23 protein-coding genes are annotated in these 25,938 nt (G+C 61.6%); 5 read left to right on the plus strand and 18 right to left on the minus strand.

Annotation, left to right across the window (positions count from 1 at the left end; genetic code table 11):
• Window positions 1-69: 69 nt before the first annotated feature.
• The 16 genes from dnaE to rpsB all read right to left on the minus strand — a co-directional run bounded on the left by dnaE (window position 70) and on the right by rpsB (window position 18,288).
• A complete protein-coding gene (dnaE, locus tag K675_RS0125310; protein WP_017906261.1) occupies window positions 70-3,594 on the minus strand; it encodes a DNA polymerase III subunit alpha in 3,525 nt (1,174 codons plus the stop codon).
• A gap of 73 nt (window positions 3,595-3,667) precedes the next feature.
• On the minus strand, window positions 3,668-4,285 hold the full coding sequence (rnhB, locus tag K675_RS0125315; RefSeq protein WP_037007183.1) for a ribonuclease HII: 618 nt from the start codon (window positions 4,283-4,285) through the stop codon (window positions 3,668-3,670).
• 11 nt (window positions 4,286-4,296) lie between these two features.
• Window positions 4,297-5,427, minus strand: a complete 1,131-nt coding sequence (gene lpxB / locus K675_RS0125320; RefSeq protein WP_017906263.1) for a lipid-A-disaccharide synthase — start codon at window positions 5,425-5,427, stop codon at window positions 4,297-4,299.
• Window positions 5,428-5,429: 2 nt separating this feature from the next.
• The gene (lpxA, locus tag K675_RS0125325; protein ID WP_017906264.1) at window positions 5,430-6,206 is read right to left on the minus strand and encodes an acyl-ACP--UDP-N-acetylglucosamine O-acyltransferase; all 777 of its coding nucleotides are present in this window, start codon (window positions 6,204-6,206) and stop codon (window positions 5,430-5,432) included.
• The gene (gene fabZ, locus K675_RS0125330) at window positions 6,203-6,643 is read right to left on the minus strand and encodes a 3-hydroxyacyl-ACP dehydratase FabZ (RefSeq protein ID WP_017906265.1); all 441 of its coding nucleotides are present in this window, start codon (window positions 6,641-6,643) and stop codon (window positions 6,203-6,205) included. The genes lpxA and fabZ overlap by 4 nt, the downstream gene beginning before the upstream one ends.
• A gap of 105 nt (window positions 6,644-6,748) precedes the next feature.
• Window positions 6,749-7,804, minus strand: coding sequence for a UDP-3-O-(3-hydroxymyristoyl)glucosamine N-acyltransferase (gene lpxD / locus K675_RS0125335; protein WP_017906266.1), 1,056 nt, complete (start codon window positions 7,802-7,804; stop codon window positions 6,749-6,751).
• A 3-nt stretch (window positions 7,805-7,807) separates the two neighbouring features.
• Window positions 7,808-8,311 (minus strand): OmpH family outer membrane protein, encoded by a 504-nt coding sequence (locus K675_RS0125340; protein WP_017906267.1) that lies wholly within the window; start codon window positions 8,309-8,311, stop codon window positions 7,808-7,810.
• A gap of 45 nt (window positions 8,312-8,356) precedes the next feature.
• A complete protein-coding gene (gene bamA, locus K675_RS0125345; protein WP_026145528.1) occupies window positions 8,357-10,744 on the minus strand; it encodes an outer membrane protein assembly factor BamA in 2,388 nt (795 codons plus the stop codon).
• A 75-nt stretch (window positions 10,745-10,819) separates the two neighbouring features.
• Window positions 10,820-12,172, minus strand: coding sequence for a sigma E protease regulator RseP (gene rseP, locus K675_RS0125350; RefSeq protein WP_017906269.1), 1,353 nt, complete (start codon window positions 12,170-12,172; stop codon window positions 10,820-10,822).
• Between the two features lie 54 nt (window positions 12,173-12,226).
• Window positions 12,227-13,417, minus strand: a complete 1,191-nt coding sequence (gene ispC, locus K675_RS0125355; protein ID WP_017906270.1) for a 1-deoxy-D-xylulose-5-phosphate reductoisomerase — start codon at window positions 13,415-13,417, stop codon at window positions 12,227-12,229.
• Window positions 13,414-14,226, minus strand: coding sequence for a phosphatidate cytidylyltransferase (locus tag K675_RS0125360; RefSeq protein ID WP_017906271.1), 813 nt, complete (start codon window positions 14,224-14,226; stop codon window positions 13,414-13,416). The genes ispC and K675_RS0125360 overlap by 4 nt, the downstream gene beginning before the upstream one ends.
• Window positions 14,226-14,981 (minus strand): polyprenyl diphosphate synthase, encoded by a 756-nt coding sequence (gene uppS / locus K675_RS0125365; protein WP_017906272.1) that lies wholly within the window; start codon window positions 14,979-14,981, stop codon window positions 14,226-14,228. The genes K675_RS0125360 and uppS overlap by 1 nt, the downstream gene beginning before the upstream one ends.
• A gap of 17 nt (window positions 14,982-14,998) precedes the next feature.
• Window positions 14,999-15,556, minus strand: a complete 558-nt coding sequence (gene frr, locus K675_RS0125370; RefSeq protein ID WP_017906273.1) for a ribosome recycling factor — start codon at window positions 15,554-15,556, stop codon at window positions 14,999-15,001.
• Window positions 15,553-16,296 carry a UMP kinase gene (gene pyrH, locus K675_RS0125375; RefSeq protein ID WP_017906274.1) on the minus strand — a complete coding sequence of 248 codons (744 nt, stop codon included), beginning with the start codon at window positions 16,294-16,296 and terminating at the stop codon, window positions 15,553-15,555. Before pyrH ends, frr begins: the two co-directional genes overlap by 4 nt.
• Window positions 16,297-16,498: 202 nt before the next feature.
• On the minus strand, window positions 16,499-17,362 hold the full coding sequence (tsf, locus tag K675_RS0125380; RefSeq protein WP_017906275.1) for a translation elongation factor Ts: 864 nt from the start codon (window positions 17,360-17,362) through the stop codon (window positions 16,499-16,501).
• Between the two features lie 191 nt (window positions 17,363-17,553).
• Window positions 17,554-18,288: a 30S ribosomal protein S2 gene (rpsB, locus tag K675_RS0125385; protein WP_017906276.1), complete on the minus strand. Its 735-nt coding sequence runs from the start codon at window positions 18,286-18,288 to the stop codon at window positions 17,554-17,556.
• A gap of 396 nt (window positions 18,289-18,684) precedes the next feature.
• On the opposite strand from rpsB, the gene map reads away from it, so the two are divergent.
• From map to dapC, 3 genes are read left to right on the plus strand one after another with little or no spacing between them, the layout of a single operon-like run.
• On the plus strand, window positions 18,685-19,467 hold the full coding sequence (map, locus tag K675_RS0125395; RefSeq protein ID WP_017906277.1) for a type I methionyl aminopeptidase: 783 nt from the start codon (window positions 18,685-18,687) through the stop codon (window positions 19,465-19,467).
• Between the two features lie 21 nt (window positions 19,468-19,488).
• The gene (locus tag K675_RS0125400) at window positions 19,489-22,191 is read left to right on the plus strand and encodes a [protein-PII] uridylyltransferase (RefSeq protein ID WP_017906278.1); all 2,703 of its coding nucleotides are present in this window, start codon (window positions 19,489-19,491) and stop codon (window positions 22,189-22,191) included.
• A 41-nt stretch (window positions 22,192-22,232) separates the two neighbouring features.
• Window positions 22,233-23,444: a succinyldiaminopimelate transaminase gene (gene dapC, locus K675_RS0125405; protein WP_017906279.1), complete on the plus strand. Its 1,212-nt coding sequence runs from the start codon at window positions 22,233-22,235 to the stop codon at window positions 23,442-23,444.
• A 48-nt stretch (window positions 23,445-23,492) separates the two neighbouring features.
• On the opposite strand, the gene K675_RS0125410 is transcribed toward dapC, so the two are convergent.
• Window positions 23,493-24,443, minus strand: a complete 951-nt coding sequence (locus K675_RS0125410) for a PDR/VanB family oxidoreductase (protein WP_017906280.1) — start codon at window positions 24,441-24,443, stop codon at window positions 23,493-23,495.
• Between the two features lie 143 nt (window positions 24,444-24,586).
• Here K675_RS0125410 and K675_RS0125415 point away from each other — a divergent pair, with 143 nt between their 5' ends.
• Window positions 24,587-25,267: an autoinducer binding domain-containing protein gene (locus tag K675_RS0125415; RefSeq protein WP_232434476.1), complete on the plus strand. Its 681-nt coding sequence runs from the start codon at window positions 24,587-24,589 to the stop codon at window positions 25,265-25,267.
• Here the strand turns inward: K675_RS0125415 and K675_RS0125420 are convergent.
• Entirely contained in the window at window positions 25,247-25,492 is a 246-nt protein-coding gene (locus K675_RS0125420) for a transcriptional regulator (protein WP_026145529.1), read from the minus strand. The two genes, K675_RS0125415 and K675_RS0125420, sit on opposite strands and share 21 nt — an antisense overlap.
• Window positions 25,493-25,619: 127 nt before the next feature.
• Here K675_RS0125420 and K675_RS31390 point away from each other — a divergent pair, with 127 nt between their 5' ends.
• The gene (locus tag K675_RS31390; RefSeq protein ID WP_037007186.1) at window positions 25,620-25,898 is read left to right on the plus strand and encodes an acyl-homoserine-lactone synthase; all 279 of its coding nucleotides are present in this window, start codon (window positions 25,620-25,622) and stop codon (window positions 25,896-25,898) included.
• The last annotated feature ends 40 nt before the right edge of the window (window positions 25,899-25,938 follow it).

The raw sequence follows: 25,938 nt of genomic DNA on the forward strand, positions 1-25,938 counted from the left end.
GGATATGGCGCGCTCAGGTCGAGATTAAAAGTAAGTCCAAGGTCGGGGCGCACCGATGGCGCCACCACCTCAACGGTATTGGAGAAAGACGTTGTCTCGTCCCAACTGGTCACGCAATGCCTGAATCAGACCATCCGCCGGGTCGATTTTCCAACCGTCACCCAGTTGCAACAGCGCCTTGGCGTCGGGGCCGGTGTACTCCATGGTGATCGGGCAGGCGCCGCGGTACTGCTTGAGCAGCTCGCCCAGCCAGCGCAACTCATTGACCTTGAGCGCGGCGCCCTGGACCTTCAGGCGCAGGCTCTCGGCCAGGTTGGTACGGGCATCCTCCATGCTCATCACGCGCTTGACCCGCAGGCGCAGGCCGCCGGAGAAATCATCGTTGCTGACCTCACCCTCGACCACCACCATCGCATCGGTCTGCAACAGCGCCTGGGCCGACATGAAGGCATCGGCGAACAACGAAGCCTCGATCCGCGCCGAGCGGTCGTCAAGGGTGATGAAGCCCATCTTGTCGCCCTTCTTGTTCTTCATCACCCGCAGGGCAATGATCATCCCGGCCACGGTCTGGGTATCGCGTGCCGGCTTAAGGTCGATGATGCGCTGACGGGCGAAGCGACGGATCTCACCTTCGTATTCGTCGATCGGGTGACCGGTGAGGTACAGGCCCAGGGTGTCCTTCTCGCCCCGCAGGCGATCCTTCAGGGTCAGTTCGCGGGCGTTGCGATGGCTGGCATAGACATCGGCATCCTCCTCGACGAACAGCCCGCCGAACAGGTCGGCGTGGCCGCTGTCGGCCGTGCGGGCGGTCTGCTCGGCGGCCTTGATCGCTTCCTCCAGCGCCGACAACAGCACCGCTCGGTTGCGGTCGATGTTGGCCTGGTAGGCCTTGAGTTCGTCATGGAAGTACGGCCCCAGGCGATCCAGCGCACCGCTGCGGATCAGCGCGTCCAGGGTGCGCTTGTTGATGCGCTTGAGGTCGACCCGTTCGCAGAAGTCGAACAGATCCTTGAACGGCCCGCCTTCGGCGCGGGCCTCGACAATGGCCTCCACCGGCCCCTCCCCCACCCCCTTGATCGCCCCAAGGCCATAGACGATACGGCCATCGTCGTTGACCGTGAACTTGAAGTCGGAGTTGTTCACGTCCGGCGCATCGAGGCGCAGCTTCATGCTGCGCACTTCCTCGATCAGGATCACCACCTTGTCGGTGTTGTGCATATCCGCCGAGAGTACCGCGGCCATGAACGGCGCCGGATAGTGGGTCTTGAGCCAGGCGGTCTGGTAGGAAACCAGACCGTAGGCGGCCGAGTGCGACTTGTTGAAGCCATAGCCGGCGAATTTTTCCACCAGGTCGAAGATGTTGCCCGCCAGGTCGGCATCGATGCCGTTGTTGGCGCAACCTTCGATGAAGCCGCCGCGCTGCTTGGCCATCTCCTCGGGCTTTTTCTTACCCATCGCCCGGCGCAGCATGTCCGCGCCACCGAGGGTGTAGCCCGCCATCACCTGGGCGATCTGCATCACCTGTTCCTGGTACAGGATGATGCCGTAGGTCGGCGCCAATACCGGCTTCAGGCCCTCGTACTGGTAGTCCGGGTGCGGATAGGCCAGTTCGGCACGGCCGTGCTTGCGGTTGATGAAGTCGTCCACCATGCCCGACTGCAGCGGGCCCGGACGGAACAGGGCCACCAGTGCGATGAGGTCTTCCAGGCAGTCGGGCTTGAGCTTCTTGATCAGTTCCTTCATGCCACGCGATTCAAGCTGGAACACCGCCGTGGTTTCGGCTTTCTGCAGCAGCTCGTAGGTCTTCTTGTCATCCAGCGGGATGAAGTCGATGTTGACGTCGGGCAGGTTGTTCTTCGCCTGCTCGCGGTTGATGGTCTCCATCGCCCACTTGATGATGGTCAGGGTCCGCAGGCCGAGGAAGTCGAACTTCACCAGACCGGCGGCCTCGACATCGTCCTTGTCGAACTGGGTCACCAGGCCGCCGCCCTCTTCGTCACAGGCGATCGGCGAGAAGTCGGTGAGCTTGGTCGGCGCGATCACCACGCCACCGGCGTGTTTGCCGGTACCACGGGTAACGCCTTCGAGCTTGAGGGCCATCTCCCAGATTTCCCGGCCATCCTCGTCGGTCTTGAGGAAGTCGCGCAGGATCTCTTCCTGCTCGTAGGCCTTCTCCAGGGTCATGCCGACTTCGAAGGGGATCATCTTCGACAGGCGGTCGGCCAGGCCGTAGGACTTGCCCTGGACCCGCGCCACGTCACGTACCACCGCCTTGGCCGCCATGGTGCCGAAGGTGATGATCTGGCTTACCGCGTTGCGCCCGTAGGCCTCGGCCACGTAATCGATCACCCGGTCACGGCCATCCATGCAAAAGTCGACGTCGAAGTCGGGCATGGAAATACGTTCCGGGTTGAGGAAACGTTCGAACAGCAGGTCATAGGCCAACGGGTCGAGGTCGGTGATCTTCAGCACGTAGGCGACCAGGGAACCGGCACCCGAGCCCCGGCCGGGGCCGACCGGCACGCCGTTGTTCTTGGCCCACTTGATGAAGTCCATAACGATCAGGAAGTAGCCGGGAAACCCCATCTGGATGATGATATCCAGCTCGAACTTCAGGCGGTCCAGATAGACCTGGCGCTTTTCCTCGTAGTCGGGCGTGGTGTCCTTGGGCCAGAGCACCGCCAGGCGCTCTTCCAGGCCTTCGTGGGAGACGTGACGCAGGTAGTCGTCGATGCCCATGCCATTGGGCGTCGGGAAGTCGGGAAGGAAGTACTTGCCCAACTGCACCGTGATATTGCAGCGCTTGGCAATCTCCACGGTATTTTCCAGCGCCTCGGGCAGGTCGCTGAACAGCTCGGCCATCTCCTCGGCACTTTTCAGGTACTGCTGGTCGCTGTAGTTGCGCGAGCGGCGCGGGTCGTCCAGGGCGCGGCCTTCACCGATGCACACGCGGGTCTCGTGGGCGTCGAAGTCGTCCTGCTTGATGAAACGCACGTCGTTGGTCGCCACCAGCGGCGCACCGATCCTGTCGGCCAGGGCCACGGCGGCATGCAGGTGTTCCTCGTCGTTGACGCGGTTGGTGCGCTGCACTTCCAGGTAAAAACGATCCGGAAAGATCGCCATCCACTCCAGCGCCAGGGCCTCGGCGATCTCCGGGTTGCCGGCGAGCAGGGCCATGCCGATCTCGCCTTCCTTGGCCGCCGACAGCATGATCACGCCTTCGGCGGCCTCGGCCACCCATTCGCGCTCAATGATGATCAGGCCGTTGCGCTGGCCATCGGTGTAGCCGCGGGAAATCAGCTCGGTGAGGTTGCGGTAGCCCACGGCATTCATAGCCAGCAGGCTGATGCGACTCAGCGGCGCTTCGGGATCCTTGTTCGACAGCCACAGGTCGACCCCGCAGATCGGCTTGATGCCGCCCCCCATGGCGGCCTTGTAGAACTTGACCAGGGAACACATGTTGCTCTGGTCGGTCACCGCCACGGCGGGCATGCCCATGCCGTTCAGGGCCTTGACCAGCGGCTTGATCCGGACCAGACCGTCGACCAGGGAGAACTCGGTGTGCAGGCGCAGATGAACGAATGAAGCCGGCATAGTGATCCTGTCCAAATCTTTGAAAACAACAAGGCCCGGAATTGTACCGGGCCTTGGCTAAAACAACAGCAGACTAAACCCGCCCGCGGGCCTCCCAGGCCAGCCGTACGGGGGCGAAGGAGCGCCGGTGGATCGGCGTCGGCCCCAGGCGTTTCAGGGCTTCCAGGTGCACCGGCGTGGGGTAGCCCTTGTGAGCGCCGATACCGTAGCCGGGATAGATTTTTTCGAAAGCACTCATTTCACGGTCGCGACTGACCTTGGCCAGGATCGACGCGGCCGCAATTGCCGGCACCTTGCTATCTCCCTTGACCACCGCCTCCGCCGGCATCGCCAGCCTTGGGCAGCGATTGCCGTCGATCATCGCCAGGCGGGGCTGGATGTGCAGCCCTTCGACCGCCCGCTGCATGGCGAGCATGGTCGCATGGAGAATGTTCAGCTCGTCGATTTCCTCGACCTCGGCCCGGGCGATGCACCAGCTCAGGGCCTTTTCCTGAATCTCGTCGAAGAGCTTTTCACGGCGGGCCTCGGTCAGCTTCTTCGAGTCATTCAAGCCGAGGATCGGGCGACCGGGATCGAGGATCACCGCCGCCGTCACCACCGCACCGCAGAGCGGGCCGCGGCCGACCTCATCGACACCGGCCACCAGCTCTCCGGCGTCGGCCACCAGAGAAAAATCCAGTCCCATCTGCATCTTGGCATCACTCATACGGGTTTTGCGATCAACGCCAGTACCGCATCGGCAGCCTGGTTGGAAGCATCCAGGCGCAAGGTCCGGTGGATCTCGTCGAAACCGCGGGTCTGCTCCTGGCCGCCCTCGATCAGCGGAGACAGGGTTTTCGCCAACGCCTCGGGCGTGGCGTCATCCTGTAGCAACTCGGGCACCAACAGGCGCTGGGCCAGCAGGTTGGGCAAAGAAATGTAGGGGCTTTTCACCAGGCGCTTGAGAATCCAGAAGGTCAACGCCGCCAGGCGATAGGCAACCACCATCGGACGCTTGTACAGCAGCGCCTCCAGAGTCGCGGTACCGGAAGCGATCAGCACCGCGTTGCAAGCCGCCAGGGCCTTGTGGGACTGACCGTCGAGCAGGGTCAACGGCAAGTCGCGGCCGACCAGCAACGCCTCGACCTGGGTACGCCGCTGCGGGCTGGCACAGGGCATGACAAAGCGGATACCGGGGTGAGTGGCGCGCAAACGCTCGGCCGCATCGAGGAACAAGGCGCCAAGTCGTCCAACCTCACCACCACGACTGCCTGGCATCAACGCCACCAGCGGGCCATCCGGCAAACCGAGCTCGGCGCGGGCAGCCGCGCGATCGGCCTCCAACGGAATCGTATCGGCCAGGGGGTGGCCGACGAATCGTACCGGCACACCCTTCTCTTCATAGAAGCGCGCTTCGAACGGCAGCAGCGTCAACATCAGATCACAGCCTTCGCGGATCTTCAGCACCCGCTTCTGGCGCCAGGCCCAGACGGACGGACTCACGTAGTGCACAGTCCTGATCCCGGCACGACGTAACTTGAGCTCGATATTGAGGTTGAAGTCGGGAGCGTCGATGCCGATGAACACGTCCGGTTTCTCGGCGATCAGTGTCTGGATCAGCAGCTTGCGGCGCTTGAGCAGTTCCGGCAGACGCCCGAGCACCTCGACCAGCCCCATCACCGACAACCGCTCCATCGGAAAATAGGAGACCAGCCCTTCGGCTTCCATCAATGGCCCACCCACGCCGATGAACTCGACCTCGGGATGACGGGCCTTGAGTGCACGCATGAGGCCGGAGCCGAGAATATCGCCGGACGCTTCGCCGGCGACCAACGCAATACGCAGGCCGGCCATGATCAGCGGGTAATGCCGCGAGTCGAGGACTGGATCGACTCGAGAAACACCGCCACTTCAGGGTACTGGGCGGCAGGCTCGACCAGTTCGGCAATTGCCTGTTCCACGGTCAGGCCCTGGCGATAGACCACCTTGTAGGCGCGACGCAGGGCATGGATCGCCTCCTCGCTGAAACCGCGACGACGCATGCCCTCGAAGTTCATGCTGCGGGCCTCGGCCGGGTTGCCGAATACCGTGACATAGGCGGGAACGTCCTTGCCGATGGCGGTGCCCATCCCGGAAAAGCTGTGGGCACCGATATGACAGAACTGGTGCACCAGGGTGTAGCCGGAGAGGATCGCCCAGTCGTCGACGTGCACATGCCCGGCCAACGCGGTGTTATTGACCAGGATGCAGTGGTTGCCGATCACGCTGTCGTGGCCGATGTGAGCATAGGCCATGATCAGGTTATGGTCGCCCAGCGTGGTTTCCGAACGGTCCTGGACGGTGCCACGGTGAATCGTCACACCTTCGCGAATGACGTTGTGGTCACCAATCACCAGGCGGGTCGCCTCGCCCTTGTACTTGAGATCCGGGGTATCTTCGCCTACCGAGGAAAACTGGTAGATGCGGTTGTGCTTGCCGATCCGGGTCGGGCCCTTGAGGATCACATGCGGCCCGATCACTGTCCCCTCGCCGATTTCCACACCTGCGCCGATGATCGACCAGGGGCCGACCTCGACACCTTCGGCCAGGATGGCCGTCGGATCGATGATTGCACGAGGGTCAATCAGACTCATACTGCCCGTTCCGCACAGGTAATCTCGGCCGAGCAGACCGGCTTGCCATCGACCAGCGCGCGGCACTCGAACTTCCAGATCGTGCTCTTGCGGCTGGAGAACTTGGCTTCGAGAACCAGTTTGTCCCCCGGCACCACAGGCTGACGGAAGCGCAGTTTGTCGGAACCGACGAAGTAGTACAGGGTACCGTCGGCAGGCTTCGCTCCCAGCATCTTGAATCCCAGGATACCGGCAGCCTGAGCCATGGCCTCGATGATCAGCACGCCCGGCATGATCGGATGCGCCGGAAAATGACCATTGAAGAACGGCTCGTTGATGCTGACATTCTTGTAGGCACGAATGCTCTTGGCCTCGAAATCCAGTTCCTCCACCCGGTCCACCAGCAGGAACGGGTAACGGTGAGGCAGGTATTCGCGAATCTCGTTGATGTCCATCATTTCGTGGGGAAGCCTGTAGTAAAGATGGGGGGCACACCCCGGCAGGGTGAGCCCCTCTAGCAAATCAAGGAGGCAGTCTAACGACTACTTGATATGGAAATGGTATCAGCCTTCAGATGAAGCATGCGCGTCCGGGGTCACGTTCCCGACACGTTTTTCCAACTGCCGCAGCCGTCGCGACATGTCATCGAGCTGGCGAATGCGGGCCGCGCTCTTGCGCCACTCGGCTGCCGGCTGCATGGCCGTACCGGAAGAATAGGCGCCCGGCTCGGTAATCGAGTGGGTCACCATGGTCATTCCAGTCAGGAACACGTTGTCGCAAATCTCGATATGCCCCACCAGCCCGACACCGCCGGCGAGCATGCAGTGCCTGCCGATCTTGGTGCTGCCGGAAATACCGCAGCAGGCGGCCATGGCGGTGTGATCGCCCACCTGGACGTTATGGGCGATCTGGATCTGGTTGTCGAGCTTGACGCCATTGCCAAGGATCGTATCGGCCAATGCGCCCCGATCGATGGCGGTATTCACACCGATCTCGACGTCGTCGCCGACCAGCACACCACCAATCTGCGCGATCTTGTTCCAGACACCCTTTTCATTGGCGAAACCGAAACCTTCACCACCGAGCACGGCGCCCGACTGGATGACCACGCGTTTACCGATGCGCACATCGTGATAGAGGGTCACCCGTGGAGCCAGCCAGCCACCGTCGCCGATTTCGCAACGCGCGCCGATGAAACAGTGGGCACCAATGGTCACGCCCGCACCGATGCGCGCACCGCTCTCGATCACCACGAAGGCGGCAATGCTGGCCGTCGGGTCGATCGTTGCATCCTCCGCCACCACGGCGCTCGGATGGATACCGGGAGCCGCCTTGGGTTTCGGATCGAACAGATGCGAAATGCGCGCATAAGCCAGATAGGGGTCAGCCACTACCAGCGCATCGCCGGCATAGCCTTCGGCATCAGCGGCCTTGAGCAGGACCGCGCCAGCCTGGCTGTCCACGAGGTACTTGCGGTATTGGGGGTTTGCCAGGAAGCTCAATTGAGCTGGGCCGGCCTCCTGCAAGGTGGCCAGCCCAGTGATTTCCTTCTCCTCGGAGCCACGCAAGGTGGCGCCGAGGATCTCGGCCAACTGGCCGAGCTTGATAGTCGCAGTCATGGGTTACTTCAGCTGGTTCATGCGCTCGATGACCTGGCGAGTGATGTCGTACTGAGGCTTGACATCGATCACCGCGCCACGCTCGAACACCAGGTCGTAGGCCCCTTTCTTGATGACTTCTTCCACAGCGCTGTCCAGCTTCGGCTTCAGTTGCTTGAGCATGTCGCGATCGGCAACGGCCTTGGCTTCGTTCAGTTCCTTGGATTGGAACTGGAAGTCACGGGCTTTTTGCTTGAACTCGAGCTCCAGGCGCTCGCGTTCGCCTTGCTGCATCTTGTCGCCACCACTGACCAGACGGTCCTGGATACCCTTGGCGCTGCTTTCCAGAGCCTTGAGCTTGGTCAGTTGCGGACCGAATTTCTTCTCGGCATCCACGGCGTACTTCTTGGCCGCGTCGGATTCCAGCAGGGCCATCTGATAGTTCAGCACGGCGATTTTCATTTCGGCAAAGGCCGGGGTCGCTACCAGAACGCTTGCCAGCAGCACCAGTTGGGTCAACTTACGCACGATAAACTCCTACAAAATCCATTGTCATTAGCTGGTGGCAGAGCCTTAGAAGGTCTGGCCGAGGGAGAACTGGAACACCTGAGTTTCGGCGTTATCCGGCTTCTTGACCGGCATCGCCAAGGCAAAACTCAACGGACCCAGCGCTGTGACCCAGGTCACCCCAACACCCACGGAACTGGCCAGGTTGCTGAAACTGATGTCGTTGCACTGCGTCTGCGACAGCGTGCCGTTGGTGTTCTTGACCTGTTCGCACTTGGAGTCGAACACGTTACCCACGTCCCAGAACAGCGAGGTACGCAGGGAGCGCTGGTCCTTGACGAACGGCAGCGGGAACAGCAACTCGGCACCACCCTGGATCAACACGTTGCCACCGAACGGCAGCGGGTCGTTGTCCGAGTCGGCGATGGTACCCACGTTACCGGTCACGCCCACACCACGGCTCGGCGTACCGCGCGGACCGAGGGTGCTGTCCTTGAAGCCGCGGACCGAGTTGAAACCACCAGCATAGTAGTTCTCGTAGAACGGCAGGCCATGGGTGGAGCCGTAACCGTCGCCATAACCCAGCTCGCTGTGGAAGCGCATGGTGTAGGTGTCGGTCAGAGGCGTGAACACCTGGCCACGATAATCGAGCTTGAAGAACGACAGGTCACTGCCCGGCGTGGTGGTTTCCAGGGTCAGGCTCTGGGAATGACCACGGGTTGCCAGCACGCCCTTGTTCAGGGTCGACTCGGACCAGCCGGCCGACGCCTTGAAGTTCAGGTAGTTGCTGCCGTTCTCGTTGACGAAGTTGAAGATCTCGTCGACGGTGTACAGGCCGGTCTTGATCTTGTCCTGCTGGGCGGTCAGGCCGAAGGTCAGACGGGAAGTCTCGCTGATCGGGTAGCCCACGCTCACACCGGCACCCAGGCTGTCCACCGCATAGCTGGCTACGTCGACGTCGAGGTCCTTGTAGTCGGTGGTGCGGTAGAACACGTTGTAGCCCAGGCTGACGCCATCGGCGGTCCAGTAGGGATCAACGTAGCCGAAGTTGTAGCGGCTCTGGTATTCGCTGCGGGTCAGGCCGATGCTGACCTTGTTACCGGTACCGAGGAAGTTGTTCTGGGTGATCGAACCACCGAGGATCAGACCCGCGCTCTGGGCGAAACCGACGCTGGCGGTGATCGAACCGGAGGCCTGCTCCTCCACGGCGTAGTTCACGTCGACCTGGTCATCGACACCCGGCACGGCCGGTGTCTCGACGTTGACTTCCTTGAAGAAGCCCAGGCGCTCCAGACGGGTCTTGGACTGGTCGATCAGGTAGGTCGAGGCCCAGCCGCCCTCCATCTGACGCATTTCCCGACGCAGCACTTCGTCCTCGGACTTGGTGTTGCCACGGAAGTTGATACGGTTCACATAGGCACGCTTGCCCGGGTCGACCACGAAGGTGATGTCGACGGTGTGGTCATCGTCGTGCGGCGTCGGTACACCGTTGACGTTGGCGAAGGTGTAGCCGTCATTACCCAGGCGGCGGGTGATCAGTTCGGAAGTGGTGGTCATCAGCTTGCGCGAGAACACCTGGCCCGGCTCGACCAGCAACAGGGACTTGACCTGGTCCTCGGGCACTTTCAGGTCACCGCTGAGCTTGACGTCGCGGACCTTGTACTTCTGGCCTTCGGTGATGTTGACAGTGATGTAGACGCTTTTCTTGTCCGGAGTGATCGACACCTGGGTCGAGGCGATATCCATGTTGATATAGCCACGGTCCAGGTAGTAGGAACGCAGGCGCTCCAGGTCACCGGACAGCTTTTCACGGGCGTACTTGTCGTCGTTCTTGAAGAACGACAGCCAGTTGGTGGTCTTGAGTTCGAACAGGTCGATCAGGTCGTCGTCCGGGAATACCGTGTTGCCCACCACGTTGATGTGCTGGATCGCGGCAACGGTACCTTCGTTGATCTTGATCTTCAGGCCGACACGGTTGCGTGGCTGAGGCACCACTTCGGTCTCGACCTCGGCCGAGTAGCGGCCCTGGGCGACGTACTGACGCTGCAGCTCGTTACGCACGCCTTCGAGGGTGGCACGTTGGAAGATCTCGCCTTCGGCCAGGCCGGACTGCTTCAGACCTTTCATCAGGTCGTCAGTCGAAATCGCCTTGTTGCCTTCGATATCGATGCTGGCCACCGAGGGACGCTCAACGACCGTGATGACCAGGACGTTACCGTCGCGTCCCAGCTGGATATCCTGGAAGAAACCGGTCTTGAACAGCGCACGGGTGGATTCCACCAGGCGACGGTCATCCGCTTGATCCCCGACGTTCAACGGCAACGCACCGAACACGCTACCGGCGGACACCCGCTGGAGGCCGTTGACACGGATATCGGAGATAGTGAAGGACTCGGCGTGAACTTCGGCGATCATCAATACGGTGAGAACCGCAGTTAGCAGCAGACGTTTCATGAAGTCCTTTCTTATTCCAACTGGCAATAAACAAACTGCCGCAAGATGCGGCAGATTCGCAATTTTAGCGACGCGTTACAGTCGACCCAGATCGTTGACCAGGGCAAGCAGCATGACCCCGACCACCAAACTGATACCGATCTGTACCCCCCAACCTTGTACTCGTTCCGACAAGGGGCGACCACGTGCCCACTCGATCAGATAAAACAGCAAATGCCCCCCATCCAGTACCGGGATGGGCAGCAGATTCAGAACCCCCAGGCTGATGCTCAGATAAGCCAGGAAATTCAGGAAATCAGCGACGCCCGACTGGGCTGAAGCGCCCGCCACTTTAGCAATGGTTATCGGTCCGCTCAAGTTTTTTACCGAGAGCTCGCCGAACAGCATTTTCTTCAGCGAATCCAGGGTCAGGACACTCATGGTCCAGGTACGTCTGGCGCCCTCGCCGATCGCCGCGACGGGCCCGTAGCTGACTTCACGGAGCATCTGCGGCGGCCAATCCGCCGCCTTGACACCCGCGCCCAGGTAGCCGGTGGCGGCCTTGCCTTCACCACGGGATGCCAGGGTTACAGGGACATCGATTTGAGCACCATCACGCTCGACATGCAGCACAATCTTGGTATCAGGACGCACACGTACCCAGTCGACCACCTGCTGCCAGTCGCTGACCGCGTCACCATTCAAGGACAGCAGGCGATCACCGGTCTTCAGGCCAGCAGCCTGGGCCGGGCCTTTCGGATCCAGTTCGGCGAGCAAGGGCGGCAGGGCCGGGCGCCAGGGGCGGATACCCAGGGACTTGATCGGATCCGGCTCGTCGGCACCTTGCAACCAGCGGTCGAGCGCCAGCTCCCGCGGGGAGTCGACGCTCGAGCCCGCCTCGCGGACCTGCAACCGCAACGTACCGCTCTCACCCAGGCGACGCACGAGCTGCAGGTTGACCGCAGACCAGCCGGCGGTCGGCTCGCCATCGATCGAAACGATTTCCTGCCCTGCCGCCAGACCGGCCTTCGCGGCGATGCTGCCGGCCTCGACAGCACCGATGACCGGACGCACCTGTTGGCTGCCGAGCATCGCCAGCACCCAGAAGAAGCTGATAGCCAGCAGGAAGTTGGCGATCGGACCGGCGGCAACGATAGCGATACGCTGGCGCACCGACTTGCGGTTGAACGCCTGGTCCAGCTCGTGCGGCGCGACAGGCGCCTCGCGCTCGTCGAGCATCTTCACGTAACCGCCCAGCGGGATTGCCGCCACGACGAACTCGGTTCCCTGGCGATCACGCCAGCGCAGCAGCGGCGTACCGAAGCCCACGGAAAAACGCAGCACCTTGACGCCGCAGCGACGCGCCACCCAGAAGTGACCGAATTCATGGAAAGTGACCAGCACCCCGAGTGCCACCAGGGTGCCGACGATCATATAGAGTGCGCTCATCTACTTTCTCCGCAATCCTATCAAGTGCCGCATCGCTAGGGCGCCCAGCCAGGCTCAGCGCCCGTTGCGACTCAACCACCGTTCGGTCAATGCCCGCGCCTTGGCATCCGCTGCGAATACCGCGTCGAGCCCATCGACCGCGACAACAGGTTCCAGATTCAACACTTCCTCGATGATACTCGCGATCTCGAGGTAGCGGATGCGCCGTTCGAGAAACGCCGCAACAGCCACCTCGTTGGCCGCATTGAGCATCGCCGGAGCACTGCCACCCGCCTGCGCCGCCGCCCGCGCCAGGCGCAGGCAGGGGAAACGCTGCTCGTCCGGAGCCTGGAAGTCCAGACGGGCCACGGAAAACAGGTCCAGCGGCGCCACGCCGGAATCGATACGCTCAGGCCAGGCCAATGCATTGGCGATCGGTGTGCGCATATCCGGATTGCCCAACTGGGCAAGCACCGAACCATCGACGTAATCGACCAGGGAGTGAATCACACTCTGCGGATGAATCACCACCTCGACCTGATCAGGGCGCGCGTCGAACAGCCAGCAGGCTTCGATCAACTCCAGGCCCTTGTTCATCATGCTGGCCGAATCGACCGAAATCTTGCGCCCCATGGACCAGTTGGGGTGGGCACAGGCCTGATCGGGCGTGACATGCTCGAGATCGGGCAGCGGCGTCTGCCGGAACGGGCCGCCGGATGCGGTCAGCAGAATCCGACGCACCCCTACCGCCTCAAGCCCACGGGCGAAATCACCCGGCAGACACTGGAAGATCGCATTATGCTCACTGTCGATCGGCAACAGCACCGAACCGCTCTTGCGCACCGCCTGCATGAACAGGGCACCGGTCATCACCAGCGCCTCCTTGTTCGCCAGCAGGATCTTCTTGCCGGCCTCGACCGCCGCCAGGGTCGGACGCAGGCCCGCGGCCCCGACGATCGCCGCCATCACGGCGTCGACTTCAGGGTGCGAAGCGACCTCGCACAACCCCTGCTCCCCGACCAGAACCTCGGTGGACAGGCCGGCAACGCGCAGATCCTCCTGCAGGCGACGGGCAGCGGTGGCATCGGGCACCACCGCGAAACGCGGACGATGGCGCACGCACAGGGCCAGCAACTCGGCCAGGCGACTGAAGCCACTCAAGGCGAACGCCTGGTAGCGCCGCGGATGCCGGGCAATCACATCCAGCGTGCTCAAGCCGATGGAGCCGGTGGCCCCCAGCACGGTAACCTGTTGTGGACGGCTCATGATGCAGCGATCCACAGCAGCACGGCGAACATCGGGATCGCAGCCGTCAGGCTGTCGATACGATCGAGCACGCCACCGTGACCCGGCAGCAGGTTGCTGCTGTCCTTGATCCCCGACTGGCGCTTGAACATGCTTTCGGTCAGGTCACCGACCACCGATACGAAAACGATGATCGCCGCCCCCATCAGGCTCGCGATGATCTGGCCCGGACCCCAGCCGGAAACCAGGCCGAACAGCGCAGTGATCGCCAGGCTCAGCGACAGGCCACCATAGACGCCCTCCCAGCTCTTGCCGGGGCTCACCGCCGGGGCCAGCTTGCGTTTGCCGAAGGCCTTGCCGGAGAAATAGGCACCGATATCGGCACCCCAGACCAGGATCATCACCGCCATGATCAGCCAGTTACCCTGGCCCGACGCATGCTGCTTGATCTCGATCAGGCCCTGCCAGGCCGGCAACAGGATCAGGAACCCGATCACCAGCTTGCTCGCCGCACTCGACCAGCGCGCACTGGACTGCGGATAGGTCAGCACCAGGTAGGTCGCCAACCCCCACCACAACACCGACGCGCCCAGCACCCAGGGCGCCAGGTTTGGCAGGATATACATGAAGAACAGCAGCACCGCGACCAGCGCGGCATACGCCACCCGGGCCGGCTGCGCGTCAAAACCCGCCAACCGCGCCCACTCCCAGGCCCCGAGCGTCACGACCACGCCGATGAACAGCGCGAAACCGGAACCCGAGAGCAGGAAGAAACCGCACAGGGCGATAGGCAGCAGGACAAGTGCGGTGATGATGCGTTGCTTGAGCATTAAACCCGGGCTCCAGCTTCGACCTGTTCGCTCGTCTTACCGAAGCGACGCTGGCGGGAAGCGAAATCAGCCAGCGCATGGCGCATGGCATCGTGTTTGAAGTCCGGCCAGAACAGGTCGGAGAAATACAGTTCGGCATACGCCAACTGCCACAACAGGAAATTGCTGATCCGATGTTCGCCACCGGTACGGATACACAGGTCCGGCAACGGCAGGTCGCCGGTGGCCAGGCAGGTCTGCAGCAGGTCCGGAGTGATTTCGTCCGGACGCAGATGCCCGGCCTGCACTTCACGGGCAAGACGCTGGGCAGCCTGGGCGATATCCCACTGCCCGCCGTAATTGGCGGCGATCTGCAGAATGAAGCGATTGCTGCCCGCCGTCGCGGCTTCCGCCTCGCGCATCGCCGCCTGGAGCTCAGGGTGGAAGCGCGAGCGGTCGCCGATGATCCGCAGGCTGATGTTGTTGTCGTTGAGGCGCTTGGCCTCGCGCCGCAACGCCTTGAAGAACAGGTCCATCAAGGCGCTGACTTCGTCGGCGGGGCGCTGCCAGTTCTCGCTGGAGAAGGCGAACAGGGTCAGCACCTCGACCTTGGCCTCGGCACATACCTCGATCACTGCCCGCACCGCATCGACACCGGCCTTGTGGCCGGCGACGCCAGGCAAGAATCGCTTCTTGGCCCAGCGATTGTTGCCATCCATGATGATCGCCACATGGCGCGGCACCGAGGACGGCACAGCCTGCTTGGTCTTTTCCATTGAAGGTGTCCTGACCCTTATACGGCCATCAGGTCCTTTTCTTTTTCTTCGGTGGCCTTGGCGATCTGGGCTTCAAATTCCTTGATCAGCTTGTCGATTTCAGCGCCGGCGCGACGCTCTTCGTCTTCGCTGATTTCCTTGTCCTTGGCCAGTTTCTTCAGGTCGCCCAGCACATCACGACGGATGTTGCGCACGGCAACCCGCGCATCTTCCGCAGCGGCGCGGGCCTGCTTGGTGAAGCCCTTGCGGGTTTCCTCGGTCAGCGGGGCCATCTTGATCAGCAGCAACTCGCCCAGGTTGGTCGGGTTGAGGTTCAGGCCGGCACTGCCGATGGCCTTGTCGATGGCACCGAGCATGTTGCGCTCGAACGGCACGACCTGCAGGGTCTGGTTGTCTTTCACCGTCACACTGGCAACACCGCTCAATGGCGTGTCGGCGCCATAGTAGGGGACCATCACGCTGCCCAGGATGCTGGGGTGGGCCTTGCCCGTACGGATTTGGCCAAATGCGTGGGCCAGAGACTCCAGGGACTTCTGCATGCGCACCTGAGCGTCTTTCTTGAGTTCATTGATCATTGTACGCCTTCCTCGACCAGGGTTCCTTCAGCGCCGCCATGTACGATGTTCAGCAGGGCGCCAGGCTTGTTCATGTTAAATACGCGCAACGGCATCTTGTGATCGCGGCACAGGCAGATAGCGGTCAGATCCATGACACCCAGCTTGCGATCCAGCACCTCGTCATAGGTCAGATGATCGAACTTCTCGGCATGCGGGTCCTTGAACGGATCTGCGGTATAGACGCCATCGACCTTGGTTGCCTTGAGCACCACGTCGGCATCGATTTCGATCGCACGCAGGCAGGCCGCCGAATCCGTGGTGAAGAACGGATTACCGGTACCGGCCGCGAAAATCACCACTTCCTTGGAATTGAGGTGGCGCATGGCCTTGCGGCGATCGTAGTGATCGGTCACGCCAACCATGGAAATGGCCGACATCACGATGGCCGAGATATTCGCACGTTCCAGCGCATCGCGCATCGCCAACGCGTTCATCACGGTCGCGAGCATGCCCATGTGGTCGCCGGTGACCCGGTCCATGCCGGCAGCGCTCAGCGCCGAACCGCGGAACAGGTTGCCACCGCCGATCACCAGACCGACCTGCACACCGATACCGACCAGTTGACCGACTTCCAGCGCCATGCGATCCAGGACCTTCGGATCGATCCCGAACTCTTCCGAGCCCATCAGGGCCTCGCCGCTAAGCTTGAGTAGAATGCGTTTATAGCGAGCTTGATAACCACTGCCCTGCTGAGCCATTGCGAATCTCTCCTGCGGCGTTATAAAAATTCTTGCGAGCTGTTTTACAGCCTGCCAACTCTAGCTTGGCGCTGCTACAGCGCCATCAGAACGCAGCTTTGTAAGCCGGTTCCGACGAGAGAAAGAGAAAGCCTTCCTCCCATTTGAAAAGAGGCTGCGCGCGTAAGCGGGCAGCCTCTTCGGGGCGACAGACGAGCCTGTCTTACTGCTTGGCGGCAGCTACCTGGGCGGCAACTTCTTCAGCGAAGTTGTCAACCGGCTTCTCGATGCCTTCGCCGACTTTGAAGTAGGTGAAGGAAACGATTTCAGCACCGGCTTTCTTGGCCAGCTCGCCAACCTTGACTTCCGGGTTCATGACGAAAGCCTGCTCGACCAGCGAGGCTTCGGCCAGGAACTTCGAGATACGACCCTTGATCATGTTCTCGACGATGTTTTCCGGCTTGCCAGCGATCTTGTCGGCGTTCAGTTGCAGGAAAACGCCCTTCTCACGCTCGATGGCTTCGGCCGATACTTCCGACGGCAGCAGGAACTCAGGGTTCGAAGCGGCAACGTGCATGGCGATGTTCTTGGCCAGCTCGACGTCACCGCCTTTCAGAACGACGGTTGCACCGATCTTGTTACCGTGCAGGTAGGCACCGACAACGTCACCTTCAACGCGCGCCAGACGACGGATGTTGACGTTTTCGCCGCACTTGGCGACCAGGGCTTCACGAGCGGCTTCACGCGAAGCGATCAGCGGAGCGGCATCGGTCAGTTTCTGGGCGAAGGCTTCTTCCAGGCTCTCGGCGACGAAAGTCTTGAAGTCGTCCTGCAGGGCCAGGAAGTCGGTCTGCGAGTTCACTTCCAGCAGAACGGCAGCCTTGCCGTCGGTCTTGACGGCGATAGCGCCTTCCGCAGCGACGTTGCCAGCCTTCTTGGCGGCCTTGATGGCGCCCGAGGCACGCATGTCGTCAATGGCTTTCTCGATGTCGCCGCCGGCCTTTTCCAGCGCCTTCTTGCAATCCATCATGCCTTCGCCGGTACGCTCGCGCAGTTCTTTGACCAGCGCCGCAGTAATTGCTGCCATTTCAAAATTCCTCTTGGATAGGTTATCAACCATTCCACCCGATCGAACGGGCGTTCAATTCTTCCCGAACCACCCTTGTTAGCAGCTGCACGTTACAGACACTGTAGCGGCGCGCAGACAAATGGTTTTCGAGGTGGCAAAAAGGGGGCCAAGCCCCCTTTTTGCTTACTGAGTCAACGCCAGGGCGTCAATTACTCAGCTGCAGCCTGAGTTTCTTCAACGAAGACTTCAGTGCCGCCAGCAACGTTGTTGCGACCACGGATAACGGCGTCAGCCATCGAACCCATGTACAGCTGGATGGCGCGGATGGCGTCATCGTTGCCTGGGATGATGTAGTCAACGCCTTCCGGGCTGCTGTTGGTATCGACTACGCCGATGACCGGGATGCCCAGCTTGTTGGCTTCGGTGATCGCGATGCGCTCGTGATCAACGTCGATGACGAACAGTGCGTCAGGCAGACCGCCCATGTCCTTGATACCACCCAGGGAACGATCCAGCTTTTCCAGATCGCGAGTACGCATCAGCGCCTCTTTCTTGGTCAGCTTGGCGAAGGTACCGTCTTCGGCTTGCACTTCGAGGTCGCGCAGACGCTTGATGGAAGCACGGATGGTCTTGAAGTTGGTCAGCATGCCGCCCAACCAGCGGTGATCGACGTACGGCGAACCGCAACGCACGGCTTCTTCAGCGACGATCTTGCCGGCGGAACGCTTGGTGCCGACGAACAGAATCTTGTTCTTGCCCTGAGCCAGACGCTCTACGAACGCCAGAGCGTCGTTGAACATAGGCAGGGTTTTTTCCAGGTTGATGATGTGGATCTTGTTGCGCGCGCCGAAAATGTACTTGCCCATTTTCGGATTCCAGTAACGGGTTTGGTGACCGAAGTGCACACCGGCCTTCAGCATATCGCGCATGTTGACTTGGGACATGATAGTTCCTTGATAAGTCGGGTTTGGCCTCCACGTATCCCAATGACCAACCGATCGGCAGCAAGGCCGAAGGCACCCAGGTCATCGTGTCGACACGTGTGTGGATTTAGGCTTTTCGGGGCTATCCCCGGAAAGCGGCGCATTTTATATCACAAGGACGCAAAAAACGGAACCCGGATTCACGTCTCACGCCAGCAGCTTTTGCGCACACCTTGGATTCGCGCCAGAATGCCCCATCCTTGTGAAGAGAAGCGATGCCCGGACGTCATGATTTGCTCCGTCCGTCTGTTAGAATCGCATTTTTCAGGGTTCCGGAACGCAATACTCCGTTAACGGATGTTGCCGCCGTCGACCTTTTTCCGTGTTTACCTGCGCCCGAGCGCATAGAGAGCCCGTATGACCGTCACCCTCAAGACCCCCGAGGACATCGCAAAAATGCGCATCGCCGGGAAACTGGCCGCCGATGTACTGGAAATGATCGGTGAGCACGTCAGGCCCGGCGTCACCACCGAGGAGCTGGACCGCATCTGTCACGACTATATCGTCAACGTGCAGCAGGCCATTCCCGCCCCGCTCAACTACAAGGGCTTCCCCAAGTCGATCTGCACCTCGATCAACCATGTGGTCTGCCACGGCATCCCCAGCGACAAGCCGCTCAAGGATGGCGATACCCTGAACATCGACGTCACGGTGATCAAGGACGGCTACCACGGCGACACCAGCAAGATGTTCCATGTCGGCACCGTACCGGTCTGGGCCGAACGCCTGTCCCAGGTGACCCAGGAATGCATGTACAAGGCGATCGAGATCGTCAGGCCAGGCTGCCGCCTGGGCGATATCGGCGAGATCATCCAGAAGCATGCGGAAAAGAACGGCTTCTCGGTGGTTCGCGAGTTCTGCGGTCACGGCATCGGCAAGGTGTTCCACGAAGAACCGCAGATCCTGCACTACGGCCGTGCCGGCACCGGCATGGAACTGAAGGCCGGCATGACCTTCACCATCGAGCCGATGATCAACCAGGGCAAGGCCGACACCAAGGTGCTGGGCGACGGCTGGACCGCGATCACCAAGGACCGCAAGCTCTCGGCCCAGTGGGAACACACCCTGCTGGTCACCGAGACCGGCTACGAGATCTTCACCCTGCGCAGCGACGACACCATCCCGCGCACCTCCGCCTGATCCATAAAGGAAACCCGAACGATGCCGCAGGTGGACCCCGAACTCTTCGACCGTGGCCAGTTCCAGGCGGAACTGGCACTCAAGGCCAGCCCCATAGCGGCATTCAAGAAGGTCATCCGTCGGGCCCACGAGGTCCTCGACGAACGCTTTCGCGGCGGTCGCGACATCCGTCGACTGATCGAGGATCGCGCCTGGTTCGTCGATAACATCCTGCAACAGGCCTGGGACCAGTTCGACTGGAGCGAGGATGCCGATATCGCCCTGGTGGCGGTCGGCGGCTACGGTCGCGGAGAACTGCACCCCTACTCGGACATCGACCTGCTGATTCTGCTGGACAGCGCCGACCACGAGATTTTTCGGGATTCCATCGAGCGCTTTCTGACCCTGTTATGGGATATCGGCCTGGAAGTCGGCCAGAGCGTCCGCTCGGTGCAGGAATGCGCCGAAGAGGCCCGCGCCGACCTGACCGTCATCACCAACCTGATGGAAAGCCGCACCATTGCCGGTCCCGAGCACCTGCGCGAACGCATGCTCGAGGTCACCAGCACCGAGCACATGTGGCCGAGCAAGGATTTTTTCCTGGCCAAGCACGCCGAACAGAAGGCGCGCCACCACAAGTACAACGACACCGAATACAACCTGGAACCCAACGTCAAGGGCTCCCCCGGTGGCCTGCGGGACATCCAGACGATTCTCTGGGTGGCCCGTCGCCAGTACGGCACCCTGAACCTGCGCGCGCTGGCCGGCGAAGGTTTCCTGGTGGAAAGCGAAAACGTCCTGCTGGCCTCCTCCCAGGAGTTTCTCTGGAAGGTCCGCTATGCGTTGCACATGCTCGCCGGACGCGCCGAGGACCGCCTGCTCTTCGACCACCAGCGCAGCATCGCCGGGCTGCTGGGATTCCAGGGCGACGACGCCAAGCAGGCCGTCGAGAACTTCATGCAGCAGTACTACCGGGTGATCATGAGCATCGCCCAGCTCAGCGAACTGATCATCCAGCACTTCGCCGAAGTCATCCTCGCCCCGGAAGACGAGGCACCGCCGCAACCGCTGAACTCGCGTTTCCAGTTGCACGACGGCTACATCGAGGCGAGCAACCCGAACGTGTTCCGCCGCACGCCGTTCGCCATGCTGGAAATTTTCGTGCTGATGGCCCAGCAGCCGGAAATCAAGGGCGTGCGCGCCGACACCATCCGCCTGTTGCGCGAGCATCGCCACCTGATCGACGACGACTTCCGCAACGATATCCGCAATACCAGCCTGTTCATCGAACTGTTCAAGTGCAAGATCGGCGTGCACCGCAACCTGCGCCGGATGAACCGCTACGGTATTCTCGGACGCTACCTGCCGGAGTTCGGCGATATCGTCGGGCAGATGCAGCACGACCTGTTCCACATCTATACCGTCGATGCGCACACGCTCAACCTGATCAAACACCTGCGCAAGCTGCAGTACACCCAGGTTTCCGAGAAATTCCCGCTGGCCGCCAAGCTCATGGCCAAGCTGCCCAAGCCCGAACTGATCTACATGGCCGGGCTCTACCACGACATCGGCAAGGGCCGCCATGGCGACCACTCGGAGCTCGGCGCGATCGACGCCGAAGCCTTCTGCAAGCGCCATCAGCTACCGGCCTGGGACAGCCGTCTGATCGTCTGGCTGGTGCAGCACCACCTGGTGATGTCGACCACCGCCCAGCGCAAGGACCTGTCCGACCCGCAGGTGATCCACGATTTCGCGCAGATCGTCGGCGACAGCCTTTACCTGGACTACCTCTACGTTCTGACGGTGGCCGACATCAACGCGACCAACCCGACGCTGTGGAACTCCTGGCGCGCCAGCCTGCTGCGCCAGCTCTACACCGAGACCAAGCGCGCCCTGCGCCGCGGCCTGGAGAACCCGGTGGACCGCGAGGAGCAGATCCGCCAGACCCAGAGCGCGGCCCTGGACATCCTGGTCCGTACCGGCACCGACCCGGACGATGTCGAGCAACTCTGGGCGCAACTGGGCGACGACTACTTCCTGCGCCACACCGCCGCCGACGTGGCCTGGCACAGCGATGCGATTCTCCAGCAGCCGGCCGACGGTGGCCCGCTGGTGCTGATCAAGGAAACCACCCAGCGCGAATTCGAGGGCGGCACACAGATCTTCATCTATGCCCCGGACCAGCACGACTTCTTCGCCGTGACCGTGGCGGCGATGGACCAGCTCAACCTGAACATCCACGATGCGCGGATCATCACCTCCAGCAGCCAGTTCACCCTCGACACCTACATCGTGCTGGACGCCGACGGCGGCTCCATTGGCGACAACCCCAAACGGGTCAAGCTGATCCGCGATGGCCTGACCGAAGCCCTGCGCAACCCCGACGACTACCCGACGATCATCCAGCGCCGGGTCCCGCGCCAACTCAAGCACTTCGCCTTTGCCCCGCAGGTGACCATCCACAATGATGCCCAGCGCCCGGTGACCGTGCTCGAACTGAGCGCCCCGGATCGTCCCGGTCTGCTGGCGCGGATTGGAAAGATCTTCCTGGAGTTCGACCTGTCGCTGCAGAACGCGAAGATCGCCACCCTGGGCGAACGGGTGGAAGACGTGTTCTTCATCACCGACGCACAGAACCAGCCGCTGTCCGATCCGCAATTGTGCAGCCGCCTGCAGGACGCCATCGTCGAGCAACTGAGCGTCACTTGCGAACCGACTATCGAGATGACCCGCCTGAGTATCTGACGGCGGGCCATGAACCTGATTCCGATTGAGAGCCGTACCTGATGAACAACGCGTTGAACCAGCTGCAACCCTACCCGTTCGAGAAACTGCGCGCCCTGCTCGGTGGCGTCCAGCCCAATGCGGACAAGCGCCCGATCGCGCTGTCCATCGGTGAACCCAAGCACCGCTCGCCAAGCTTCGTCGCCGAGGCCCTGACGGCCAACCTCGCGCAGATGGCGGTGTACCCCACCACCCTGGGCATCCCGGCCCTGCGCGAGGCGATCGGTGCCTGGTGCGAACGGCGCTTCAACGTGCCGAGCGGCTGGATCGACCCCGCGCGCAACGTGCTGCCGGTCAACGGCACCCGCGAGGCGCTGTTCGCCTTCACCCAGACCGTGGTCAATCGCGGCGAGGACGCGCTGGTGGTCAGCCCCAACCCCTTCTACCAGATCTACGAAGGTGCCGCGTTCCTGGCCGGGGCCAAGCCACACTACCTGCCCTGCCTGAGCGAAAACGGCTTCAACCCGGACTTCGATGCCGTGCCCGCGGAAATCTGGCAGCGCTGCCAGATCCTGTTCCTCTGCTCGCCAGGCAACCCGACCGGCGCGGTGATTCCCCAGGCGACCCTGGAAAAACTGATCGCCCTGGCCGACGAACATGACTTCGTGATTGCCGCCGACGAGTGCTACAGCGAACTGTACTTCGACGAACAAGCTCCGACAGCCGGCCTGCTCAGTGCCTGCGCGGCCCTGGGTCGCAAGGACTTCAAGCGCTGCGTGGTGTTCCACAGCCTGTCCAAGCGCTCGAACCTGCCCGGCCTGCGCTCCGGCTTCGTGGCCGGCGACGCCGAGATCCTCAAGGCCTTCCTGCTGTACCGCACCTACCACGGCTGCGCGATGCCGGTGCAGACCCAACTGGCCAGCGTCGCGGCCTGGAACGACGAGGTCCACGTCCGAGCCAACCGTGCGCTGTACCGGGAGAAGTTCGACGCGGTGCTGGAAATCCTCGCGCCCGTACTGGATGTGCGGCGGCCGGATGGCAGCTTCTACCTGTGGCCGAACGTACAGGGTGACGATGCCGGGTTCTGCCGCGACCTGTTCGCCGAAGAGCACGTGACCGTGGTACCGGGCTCCTACCTGTCCCGCGAGGTCGATGGCGTCAACCCGGGTGCCGGTCGGGTGCGCATGGCCCTGGTCGCGCCACTGGCCGAGTGTGTCGAGGCGGCGCAGCGGATCCGCGCCTTTATCGAACGTCGCCAGGGCCGCACGGCCTGACGTGCCTCGGTGCGGGCGGGCCTGGCCGCTCGCACCGCACCCGGCCAGCTAAATGTCCAGCACCAGCCGGCCGGACTTGCAGCCCGACACGCAGAGCATCATGGTCTTTCCCGAAGCCCGCTCGGCAGGGCTGAGCACGAAGTCGCGGTGATCGGGCGTCCCCTCCAGCACGACGGTCTCACACGCACCACAGACGCCCTCCTTGCAGCTGTAGGAAGGATTCTGTCCCGCAGCGATCAGTGTATCCAGCAGACTGCCATTTCCATCATGGTAGAGCTGCTTCGCGGAACGCGAGAGCACCACTTCGAATCCACGGGCTTCGCCAGAAACCGGCAGCGCCGCGCCACTGAAGCGCTCCGTGTGGCCATGCTCGATACCCAGCACCGCGCAGGCCCGGTCGAACGCCTCCAGCATCGGCACGGGGCCGCAGCAGTAGAAATGCGTGTCGCGAGGATAACCACGCATCAGACCCTCAAGGTCCGGAGCTCCGCCCTGCTGGTCATCGAAGTGGTAGCTCACCGAGCCGGGCAGGCTTTCCAGTTCGCCACGAAACGCCACGTCCGCCGCCGAACGCACGCAGTACAGCAGGTCGACGACAGCCCCCTGGCCTGCCAGGTGCCGGGCAATGCTCAGAAGCGGCGTGATACCGATACCGCCCGCGACGAATAAGGCCCTGGCGGCACTGCCTGCCGGAAAGTTGTTGCGCGGCGCCGAGGCCTTGAGCAACCCGCCCACCCGCAGGTGCTTGTGAATGAACGCCGATCCTCCACGACTTCGGCGATCGTGGAGCACGCCGAGACGGTAGTGGCTCAGGTCCGTCGGACAGCTGACCAACGAGTAACTGCGTACCAGCCCGTTGGGCAGATGCAGATCAATATGGGCTCCAGCCTCGAATGCCGGTAAGCGATCGGAGCCGACCGGAGCCAGGTCTATCGAGACGATACTGGGGGTTTCCCGGATGATGTTCCTGACGCGGACGGTCTGAAGGCTAGCGTTCATAACTACTTCCTTGTATATATCCAAGAATAGAGGCTATTGACCTCGTTTGGAGCAGGCCCCTATCGCTGACAAAAATAACGATTCACTGATACCGGATTTTTTCTATGCTACTTATGGATGAATGTATAGAGCTGCTAAGTGCAATGAACGCACGAACCTGGTTCCAGTCACTTGTTTTGTCCGTGCAGAAACTCGGATACAGCCAGGTGCTGTATGCCCTGAAACCCAACAAAGAGGCACAGAACAGCACGGCACGAATCATGAGCAACTTTCCGGACGCCTGGCGAGATCTTTATGATAACGAGAACTACTCCAGCATCGACCCTGTCGTCTCCCACAGCTTTTCATCCTCGCTTCCCATTCTCTGGGAGGACAAGCTCTACAAAACCCGTCGAGAAAAGGAGTTTGCCGAGGATGCCCGACGAGCCGGACTCAGCCACGGCCTGACACTGCCCATTCACGGGCCCCAGGGCCAGGTCGGCATGCTCAGCCTGAGCTGCGCCCCTATGCCGCAAAACGAGTACTTGCAGGTCCTGCAACACAGCATCGCCGCAGCCAGCATGCTGCGCGACTATGCGGTCACGAGCGGCAGCAGCCTCTTCCTGCACAATTCCAGCTCGACTGCACCTCACCTCACACCCCGGGAACTGGAAATCCTGCATTGGGCCTGGGCCGAAAAAACCACCTGGGAAATCGGCAAGATCCTCAGTCTGGCGGAACCCACCGTCGAGTTCCACTTCAAGAACATTCGTCGCAAACTCAATGTCAGCTCCAGGCGACTCGCCGTGGCCAGGGCCATACAATTAGATCTCATGACGCCCTAGCGCAACTTCACGGGCCGACACGAAGAGCAGATCGTCGTCATCGATCCGGCCGGCGACATACAGGCCGAGCAGCACGGCCAGGCTGGCCGAGCCCTTGCCTGCGCATTCCAGCCGGCTCGCGGCCGGCTGGCTCAACCCGAACATCCGCCAGAACGCCTCCTGGCTCTTGCCCAACTGCAATCGCAGGACAACGGCCTGCCTGATCAAACTTCGCTCAACCCTCATTTCAACGCCTTCGCAGGGAAACCCAGACGATATTCGACTCCCCTCCGGCCAGCCACCTATCAGATTGATAGGCTACTAATTATCCATACTGGATATATAAATACCTGGTCTTTTCGAGGTAACTTCCGTGAATATAGCCATTGATAAAAGAAACAACTTCGACGATATATGCCTGGAAAAAATGCATATCCTGAGAGCGAAGATATTCCGTGATAAGAAAGATTGGGATGTCAGTGTCATCGGTGGCATGGAGATCGATGGCTACGATGCACTGAATCCCTATTACATGATCCTGCAGGACGCCGATCTGAATGAAAGTGTCCGCGGCTGCTGGCGACTCTTGCCCACCACCGGCCCGAACATGCTGGCCGATACTTTTCCGGAACTTCTGGCAGGTGCTCCGTAAGCGATCCATCGTCCCCACATTCAAACCAAGAATCTGAGGT

It is taken from the genome of Pseudomonas fuscovaginae SE-1, from assembly GCF_000364705.1.
Taxonomy (GTDB): Bacteria; Pseudomonadota; Gammaproteobacteria; order Pseudomonadales; family Pseudomonadaceae; genus Aquipseudomonas; species Aquipseudomonas fuscovaginae_A.